Annotated in this window: 6 protein-coding genes; all 6 read right to left on the minus strand. The window is 58.0% G+C overall.

Annotated features, from left to right (window positions below):
* Positions 1-195: 195 nt before the first annotated feature.
* The gene (locus CJ014_RS26895; protein ID WP_100083573.1) at positions 196-2487 is read right to left on the minus strand and encodes an ATP-dependent DNA helicase; all 2292 of its coding nucleotides are present in this window, start codon (positions 2485-2487) and stop codon (positions 196-198) included.
* Between the two features lie 139 nt (positions 2488-2626).
* Complete coding sequence (locus CJ014_RS26900) at positions 2627-3034, minus strand: 26S proteasome regulatory subunit family protein (RefSeq protein WP_100083574.1); 408 nt, start codon at positions 3032-3034, stop codon at positions 2627-2629.
* Complete coding sequence (locus CJ014_RS26905; RefSeq protein ID WP_100083575.1) at positions 3034-3489, minus strand: hypothetical protein; 456 nt, start codon at positions 3487-3489, stop codon at positions 3034-3036. The genes CJ014_RS26900 and CJ014_RS26905 overlap by 1 nt, the downstream gene beginning before the upstream one ends.
* Positions 3482-5842 (minus strand): hypothetical protein, encoded by a 2361-nt coding sequence (locus CJ014_RS26910; RefSeq protein ID WP_100083576.1) that lies wholly within the window; start codon positions 5840-5842, stop codon positions 3482-3484. The genes CJ014_RS26905 and CJ014_RS26910 overlap by 8 nt, the downstream gene beginning before the upstream one ends.
* Positions 5839-7320: a tyrosine-type recombinase/integrase gene (locus CJ014_RS26915; protein ID WP_245427743.1), complete on the minus strand. Its 1482-nt coding sequence runs from the start codon at positions 7318-7320 to the stop codon at positions 5839-5841. Before CJ014_RS26915 ends, CJ014_RS26910 begins: the two co-directional genes overlap by 4 nt.
* Before the next feature lie 53 nt (positions 7321-7373).
* Positions 7374-8588 (minus strand): site-specific integrase, encoded by a 1215-nt coding sequence (locus CJ014_RS26920; RefSeq protein ID WP_100083578.1) that lies wholly within the window; start codon positions 8586-8588, stop codon positions 7374-7376.
* Positions 8589-8744: the final 156 nt, after the last annotated feature.

Raw genomic sequence — 8744 nt, forward strand, 5'->3', positions numbered from 1 at the left:
GTTCCAAAGAGTGTAATTTCGGTTGTGAAGCTGGATGAGTGAGTGAGCTGCAATGGCTCAATGCGTGGGGATTACGACTACAGATCCGACACAACGGTGTTGTGCGACCTTTTTGGATTGGATTGTTGCTGCCGTTGTTCGACGGACTTGCAACGGCTGAGCCCACTGTAGCAATCGTTCAAAGGAACTATGTTGCTATGTTTCCAGCTCAAAATCGAGAGCCGTTGTGCGTTCCAAGCTTCGGGGAGTTGCGCGGATGACCTCGTTGATGTGGTCGATATCACCAACGAGAACGACGGTTTCAACCGCCCGCGTGATGGCCGTGTAGAGCATGGTTCGGTCGAGGAGCTTCGATGGAACGATGGGGATGATCACCCTCCGGAACGCCGAGCCCTGGGCCTTGTGAACGCTGATCGCCCAGCCATGCGTCAGCTTTTCGAGGTCGGCAGCCGTGACGACATCCTCGGCCCCATCATCGAACCTGACCCATGCACCTTTGGGATGAAGCTTCTGCAGAATGCCAAGCGCTCCGTTCATGAAGCCATGGCAGATCGGCTCGCCGGAGACCGGATCGGTGATCGCATTCCCCTCGGGATCGAGCCGTGGGGCCTTGGAGTAGTCATTCTTGAGCCACATGACCTTGGAACCGACACTGAGCCCCCAGTCCTCAATCAGTGGCTGACGAGCCATATACTCGGCTTCGATGGCTCGGTTCATCTCCCTCGATCCCGCCGGGCCGTTCTTCACCTGCGTGAGCAGCTGCACATCAAGGCCGTGCAATATCGCCGTCTTTCCCTGCGCCGGTACCGGACCACACATTGAACGGAAGACCGCCAGCGTCTTCGCCGCAATGTCTTCCTTTCGGGCAGGGAAGAGGAAGATGCCCGGCGACAGGGCGACGTTAGGATCGAAGCGGCGGAGGCTAATGGTGTTGCCATGTCGCATGCTGGATGCAACGGCGGGAATGCCAGTGATGTCATCCTGTCGGTGCACGACATCAAGGGCGACGGAAGGAATGCCAGAGTTTTTCACCATGGTGTGGAATGGCAAGCCCGGCCCGATCGGCGGAAGCTGACCTGGATCCCCGATGAAGATGAGGTTCACCTCGACTGGAAGCTGGACGAGGAGCCTGTAGAGCGAAGGCGTATCCAACATCGAGGACTCGTCAAAGACGACCGTGCCGCGTCGAACCTTGCGCCCCGCGTTCTCGATGTCGTGGACCAAGCGCGACAAGGTGCATGCCGGACGCCCGGTAGCCTCGCTGATCCTCCTAACGGCGCGGCCAGCAATCGCCACCTGCAGGTGTTCGACGCCGTTGCGCCGATCTGGCGGGAGATCGTCCCGCACAGCTTCCAGGGCAGCAAGAACGGCACGGACGACCGTGGTTTTGCCTGTCCCGGCTCCGCCGCTGATGACACAGACGCCGCAGGACGTCGCCATGAACACGGCCTCGCGCTGGGCTAGGGTCAGCCTGTAGCCAATTTCGTCTTCAACCTTGGTAACTGCGGCGACGACGAGATGCCCATCCGAATCTGGTAACTGCCGCCGGACCCGCGCCGACACGAGCCGGGCGACCTCATCTTCCATGAATCGGCAGGCTCTTGACTGGAGAGTATCTGGCATCGGGGTAACTACCCGTCCGTTGGCCAACGCGATCTCTACAGCCCGAGCGGGATCACTGCTCCACGGCGACAGCAGGCGATGAACGAGATGCCTGATGGACGCAGAAGGGGAGGCCATGTGCCCGGCCTTGAACCGCATCGCCAATGCTTCCTGCACCGCAGCGCCGAGCCTTCTTTCATCATCGGGAGCAATGCCGAGTCTGAGTGCCCTCTCATCGACAACCTGCCATGGCTCCAGCAATGTCATGGCATATGGGTCGGCCTTGATGCGATCGATGGCTCCAATTCCCCAGATGCGGGCCGCAGCGCCTGCGACGCGTGGCGACACGCCATAACGGTCGAGCCATCTGAAGATCTCCACCTCCTCGGACAGCATTCCAAAGCCGTCCACGATCGCCACGGCCCGTTCGGAGCCGACGACCTCCGCGAGGGCTTTCAGATCACGATCCCGAATGAGGGCGTAGATGGTTTCGCCGAACGTCTCCCAGAGCTTCGTGGCCGTCGCACGGCCAATGCCCGGGAAGCGTTTGTCGGTCGCCAGGTGCCGGATAATCGCGCTGCCCTTGGTGATGAGAGGAAGGGCAACAGTCGCATGAAGCTGCGGACCGTAATCGGGATGATCCATAATCTGGCCCGTGACCCGCCATGTTTCACCGACGACAGGATCGCGCGGCGACCTTTCCGCTGGAACAAGGGCTCGCCGTAACAGGTCGGATTCATCCCGGCCGATGACGATGTGATCACCGAAGCGGCTGACGTGCACGGAGGTGATGGTCAGCTCCCAGGAAGACTGCTCAGAACGCTCACCAAGGACCAGGGCCGTCTGGTCCGCAGAACCACCCCGTCGTTCTATGGTCCCTGCCATGGCGTCTGGCTCTCCGTTCACTGCGGCCACCCACGACGTACCGTCGCGGGTCCCTGTGCCTCATTCACTGCAATCCAGCCCCCATGGCTTCTCGGGACCACGACGGCGCGGCTCCGAGGACCAGACTTCAAGCACCCCATCATGGGAGCCTCCCAGTCTCGGCGATTACCGCACTCAATCTCTTCAGGCGCTCCAGCTCGCGACGAAGCGAGGCGTTCTCCGCCAACAGGCGAAGGTTCTCCTCTTCAAGGGCCATCTGATCGGCGTCGGTTCGCGCTTTCTGTTCGCGAACCGCCTCGGCCTGCTCAAGCCGGGTCAGGTTTGCCTTGCGGTCCTGCTCATCAGCTTTTCCTAGGATTTCCGCGCAGCGCGGATTTGTCCGGAAGACCTGTCGGTCGAACCCGCATTCCTTGGCGATAACGCTCTTGTTCAGATCAACGCCGTATCTGGGAAGCGGCTTGTCCCTGTACCGCTCCAGATAGTCGATCAAGGCATCGACATGCTCCTGAGCGATCTCGATGCCGCTTTTGCCGGTCCCCCGTGCCATCAGGTTTCCCTCCGGGACGCCAGGCTGATGAGGCTGGCCTCGGGGAGGCTGCTCATCTTTTCAAGACGATCGATGGTGGATTGGTATTGCTCGAAGAACCGCTTCCATGTCGCGAAGCCGCCCATCTCGGCGACGGCGAGGATCATGGCGCGGTGAGAGGCGATCAGCAGCTCCTTGTCGGCCTGCAACTGACCGATCTCCGCGTTCTTCGATGCCACCAGCTTTTCCAGCTCGGTACGGGACTTCTTGCTGGATCGATTGATAGCCGTCCGGATCGCCTCCTGCTTGGTGATCGCCGCCTTCACCATCCCATGACGGGTTTCGTTGCGCGTAATATCGGTGGCGTGCTTGAAGACCCCGCCGCTTCGCCTGCATACGGCGCGGACGGTGATGTCCTCATCCTCGGCGATCATCGCCTCCAGGAGTTCCTCAAGAATCTGGATCTTATCAATCATCGAGGTCCCTCAGACGCTTCATGGTGTCGATGATAGTGGTTCCGGCCTTCTGCTCGGCCGTCACCGATAGATCTCTGCCGTCCGGGAAGATCTGCGTATTCGGCTCGGTGCTGAGCGCCCTGACGATGTTCTCATACCGGAGACGAGCATGGGTCAGCTGGTTCGCCCAGCCGATGTTCCGGCGTTCCTCGGGCAGGGATTCCAAGCTGATGATCACCTTCGCGAACCTGTCCCGCAGCCGCTCCAGGTTTTCCTGCTCGCTAATGACGTCCGTCCGCGTCAGGTGGAGACATCCGTTGAAGCATTCGAGGTGCTTAGGGCAGGGGTCGCTGGTGAAGCTGTTCATGCAGAGGCCATAAGGCGTGACATGGAGACCGTCAGCCTCGGCATTCAGATAGTCGAACGCAGCCTCATCGCCATACTCGCGCTGGATCCGACGGACCTCATCGACCACAGGTCCATGTGCCTTGTTTGCCGAGATCAGTTTGTAGACTTGCAATGCCTTGTCGCCGAGTCGTTCCTCAACAGTCGGCGGAAGATCGATATCGGCGAGATCCTCGGCAAGACTGCGGTGATCGTAGACGTAGCTTTGCTGCACGCTCCGCCGATTGAACTTCTTGGTGATGATCGTGTCGGCGACGCCGAGCCTGAACAATTCCGTGTTCTGAAGGTGTCGCAACGAGTGCGAGGTCAGCCGAAGTGCCCGGTCCTCGTCGGTCTGGCCATACCGCTCGAAGAATGTTTCGCCACTACTCTTGCCGCTGATGGAGGCGTTCAGTGACTGAGTGTCCAGGCGGCCTATCGCCGAGTACAGCGTCGTGTCCATCAGACCATTATTGCGGCCTTCGATCAGATTTCTGACGGGCACGAGGAACAAGAGATCGTGAGGATAGAATCGGCTGCCGTCCGTGATGGTAGTCGGAGTGGTGTCGGACAGCTTGGTCGAGCGGTTTTCCCTGATATGCCCTTCGACATCGCCCACACGGACGAATGCAAGCCGCCAGTCGATTGGGCTGTCCATAGGACTACCATCCGAAGTTCTGATCGGAATGTGTCGCTGGGCAGCGTTGGTCCAAAACTTCGACAGGATCGCGGGCTTACCCTCTCGCTGAAGTTCTCGAAGACCGTCAAAGAATTTCGGGTCGTAACTCTCACGGTATTGCTCGATCAAATGCGCCGAGAGGTGCGCGTCCGAGACGATGGCGTTGCCCGTCAGTCGCACGTACATTTCCCAGGCGGGAACGAGCGCGTCCTCGGGATATTCCGGGAACACCCGTCCGGTTTCAGCCTGCAGCCGCAGCCTTTCTCGCAGAGGGGCAGTGATCTTCTCGATGTGATCGAGGGTCTCAACCAAGACCTCCTCGAACATCGGTGGCACGTGCTGCGTGTTCTCGTAAAGTGACAACCCGTCAGCCCGTTCGTCGCCTTCCTGTTTTTCGGCAAAGTGACGAATCATCAGAGATTTAGAGAACCCGCCACGTTCTCCGGCCGGATGCCCATCGGCATCGAGATACTCACGCCATCGCTTCCAATCCAGCGGGACGAGTGCAGCCTCGCCGATCCTGAAGCCCATGATGATCTGGACTTTGAACGCGGCGAACTTGATTGCATCCGAGAAGGACCGTGGTTTCTCCGTGAAGACGATCCGCACCAACTCCCAGAATGCACGCTCATCCGGGAGCTTTGACGTCGATTTTCGTTCCGCCAGTTCGCGCCGCAAGCTCTGGCGGCCACCATGAGCATTCTGGCGCTTACGAATGGTCTCCGCCTGCCGTTGAGCCGCCTTTGATTTTTCGGTCGGGTAGGGGATGCAAAAGCGGGCGAGGGTGGGTATGTCAGCAAGCTTGTGACCGTCGAGAATGGTTCTCACGGTGCCGGTGAAGTCCAGCGCCAGCTTCCCCGAAGCGGAAGCCTGAAGAACTGCGTTATAGGCCTGCTGCACCTGTTCTGGAGCGACCGCCCACGGAGGGTCGTTCCATGCGGCTGGAGCAAGCCTTCGAATGCCAGCTGCGACCTGAAGCGCACTCACTGGCTTTGTTTTACGAATGAGGAGTTGGTGGATAATCACCGCTTGGTAGAGGTCTCGCCATCCTTGAGGCAACGGACCGGGTACCAATATTTCCTGGCCCATTCTCAGTCTGATCTCGTTCAGCTTGGCGAAGGCCGCAGGATCCACTCCAACCTGACCCAGCCAGTTGCAGGGCGGCGGCAGCATGCCTACCAGCTCCGTCAGATTCCATCTGGTGTCCTGGCTGACCTTGCCGTCGTTGTCATAGCGAAGATCCCAGTTCAACCCACGCTCCGCCGCCATCGCCTTTGCCGTCGCTATGTACTCGGCATAAGAGGGGTTCATGTATCCCCCTCTCCAATCCGGCCAGCTCTCAGCTCTTCCACCACGCGACGCACTGCATCGAGGGTACCCTTGAGTTGCCCGAAGGCTGGAGACTGCTGATTATTGCGGGATGCGGCTGCAAACTCGGTGACAACCGGACGCAAGCTCTCCAGCACCTCCTGATGGATCTCGGGTTCGCCGAGCGGCATGAACTTGGAGCAGGTGTAGCAAGCCAAAACTGGGTTCTTCACGCAAAGGCTTTGTCCAAGGCTGCAGCCGCCGATCCCCGCAATGGGAACACCATGCGGCACAGCTCCAATTTGCTGATCGGAAGGAAGGCCGAGGAGCATTGCCTTGTCGATGGTCTTGGTTTTCGCAATCTTCGCCAAGTTGGAATAGATCGGCGAGATCGCCAAGGCCTCGTTGATCCGCTGCGCCTGGGCGGGCGACTTGTCGAAGTAGACGTTGGCGATGCGGTCGCTGGTGTGCCCCATGAAGTCGGTCAACCCGATGTGGGAGATACCGCCATCGGCGAGACGTTGCGCTGCCGTATGCCTCAGGTCCGTTGGCGACCAAGCGTCGCCTGTCAGCTCCTCGGTCAGCTCCATGATGATGCGACTGACGCCCCGCGGGGTGAGGCCGAAGAGCAGGCGAGGGGGTACCCCCTCTTCCGGCTGGATCGTTCCCGCCTCCCGCCGTTTCACCAACTCGCTGAAGAGCGGCCCCCATTCCCGCTTCACCCTTCTGTTGACGCGGATGCGTTTGCTGTTGTCCCTCTGCTTAATCAGCGACACAGCAATATGAACGGCGCCCGTCGAAAAGATCCGGACGTCGGCAAGGTCGATCCGGGCGATCTGTCCAGGCCGGAACGCGTACTGGAATGACATCACCAGCATGCAGACGTCGCGGAGCTCTTCATTATCCAGAGACGAAGGGTCGGCATCCAACTTCCCACACATGCTGTCGATGTAGTTTACGATCAGCGCCTGCTGATCGAGCGGCAGGAAGCAGTCGCCAGCTCTGACCACGCGATATCTATCGACCTTGGGGCTTTTCAGACCGCGAATGATTGAAGCTGCATCAGGTGACCACTGACCAATGTTAAGCCGACAGAGAGAGTGGAGAACGGCTCTTAACCCCCAGGTCTGGTGTGCCGTCACATCAGACAGCACAAAAGTGTTCCAATGTGCCCGACCGTCAAATGGCGATGCACCAATCATATATGCCAGAGAGGTTATTCCTCGCTGCACAACGTAGCTTTTAATGCTGTAGAAGTATACCAATATGGTATGAGGATTAAGGTACGACACCCAATCCACAAGAACATGTTTCATAGCCATTTCGGCTATACTAAACACTGAGAAGTCGAGTGACTCCCGAATGCCATCGATCTCGAACTCGATTCGAGAGACATTGGATTGTATCCGGAGCGACTTCATTTTAGCATCGAAGTCATCATAGTATTTGACCACAGGTGGGAGCGGAGGTAGGGCACCCATTAGCCGCGTAACCTCCTCTTGGAGGACTGGCTCCAACTTGAAGGCACTAGTGTTCATTGGTGTTCGTTCCCAGGAATGACGCGCCGCAGCGCGTCGACAAAGGCATCGAATTTCTCGTCCCAAACCTCGGCAAGGCTGGTTTCAAAATAGGCCTTGGCATATAGGCGCGGCATGTTGGACGACTTCGACCAGCCGAAGAAGACGCGTAACTTCTCCTGCGCTTTGTCCAAGTCCATCCCCGCATCCTGGTAACGGCGCATTCGAACGACTGCCGACGTGTGCCGCAAATCGTGGCAAGAAACTCCCACAAGCCCTTGTTTATTCAGAGATTCCTTTGCTCTGTCAGATAACGCCGCCGTTGCGACATCGAACATTTTCCCAAAGGAGCGCAGTGCCAACGGTTTGGCCTTTTGCGACATCAAAAGGTGCGGATAGTTCGCCCGACCACGATAATTTCGGATGTAGAGGTGAGCCAAATTGACCAAATCCGCCGAGAGAGGCAGCTGCCGCCGCGACATTGCCGTCTTGAGGCTCGGCTGTTCGTATCGTGGATCGCCATCATTGGTCTCTTCAACGTCCAACCAATGAACAGCTTTCCCTAATTCAGGATCAAAGTCCTCCTTAAAAGAAGTTGTATGGAGAAGGGCCGCTTCACCTCTGCGTAGCCCAAGCCTAAGTAATATCATGAATATTAAAAGATTCCGCCAGCGCAAAATCTCAGTCTTGAACGGGTTCAGCGGCGAATCTGGCCGAAAAATCTCGTACAATTCCTCGATTACAAGCGGCGGTAACGCGCGAACTGGCGGAGAACGGCCTTCTGGATTTGGTGTCAGCTGCCGATACAAGGTTTCGATGCGAAGAAGCTTGGCTTCCATTTCTGAAGCTTGGAAGCCAGGAACAGTCCCGGAGTACCGGAGCATATCAGCGACGAAGGTCACGGCCGATGCCCAGGTCGAGGACTTATCAGTCTGTTCTATGGCGGCCTCATTGCGGAGTTGCGCAAGAAAGCCAACGAGGATGTCCTCAAGAGCGTCTACGTCAGCTTCAGTGACTAGGCGGTCCAGACAGTCGTAGCCACGTTGGCGACGAGCCGCATCGTAAAGTCGTTCCAAGGCAGCAAGATGCTTACGTCGCGTCGATTCTTCCAGAGATGGCCTTAGGAGATCTACCCAGATCGTCGGCCAGAAGCGCGGTGCACCGTAGGAACTAACAGCCACGACGCCACGCATCGATGGCGGAAGAAGAGCCGAGTTCAGTTTGACGGGCATTTCCGCGTTCCGATTTGCGTACTATTACATAGTCCGACCAAGCGACCCGGAAAGCAACAGCCCAAAAGACCCTTTACACAGAGATTGCGCGACCGCCAAAACGGTCATTACGGCCCAAAAAGCAACAGTCGCGAAATGACGTCTCCGTTCCATAAT

Source organism: Pleomorphomonas carboxyditropha (genome assembly GCF_002770725.1).
Classification (GTDB): domain Bacteria; phylum Pseudomonadota; class Alphaproteobacteria; order Rhizobiales; family Pleomorphomonadaceae; genus Pleomorphomonas; species Pleomorphomonas carboxyditropha.

Bases quoted from the DNA above. Each gene is read 5' to 3' on its own strand.
- CJ014_RS26895 (WP_100083573.1), bottom strand. From the start codon at position 2,487: ATGGCAGGGACCATAGAACGACGGGGTGGTTCTGCGGACCAGACGGCC.
- CJ014_RS26900 (WP_100083574.1), bottom strand. From the start codon at position 3,034: ATGGCACGGGGGACCGGCAAAAGCGGCATCGAGATCGCTCAGGAGCAT.
- CJ014_RS26905 (WP_100083575.1), bottom strand. From the start codon at position 3,489: ATGATTGATAAGATCCAGATTCTTGAGGAACTCCTGGAGGCGATGATC.
- CJ014_RS26910 (WP_100083576.1), bottom strand. From the start codon at position 5,842: ATGAACCCCTCTTATGCCGAGTACATAGCGACGGCAAAGGCGATGGCG.
- CJ014_RS26915 (WP_245427743.1), bottom strand. From the start codon at position 7,320: ATGGGTGCCCTACCTCCGCTCCCACCTGTGGTCAAATACTATGATGAC.
- CJ014_RS26920 (WP_100083578.1), bottom strand. From the start codon at position 8,588: ATGCCCGTCAAACTGAACTCGGCTCTTCTTCCGCCATCGATGCGTGGC.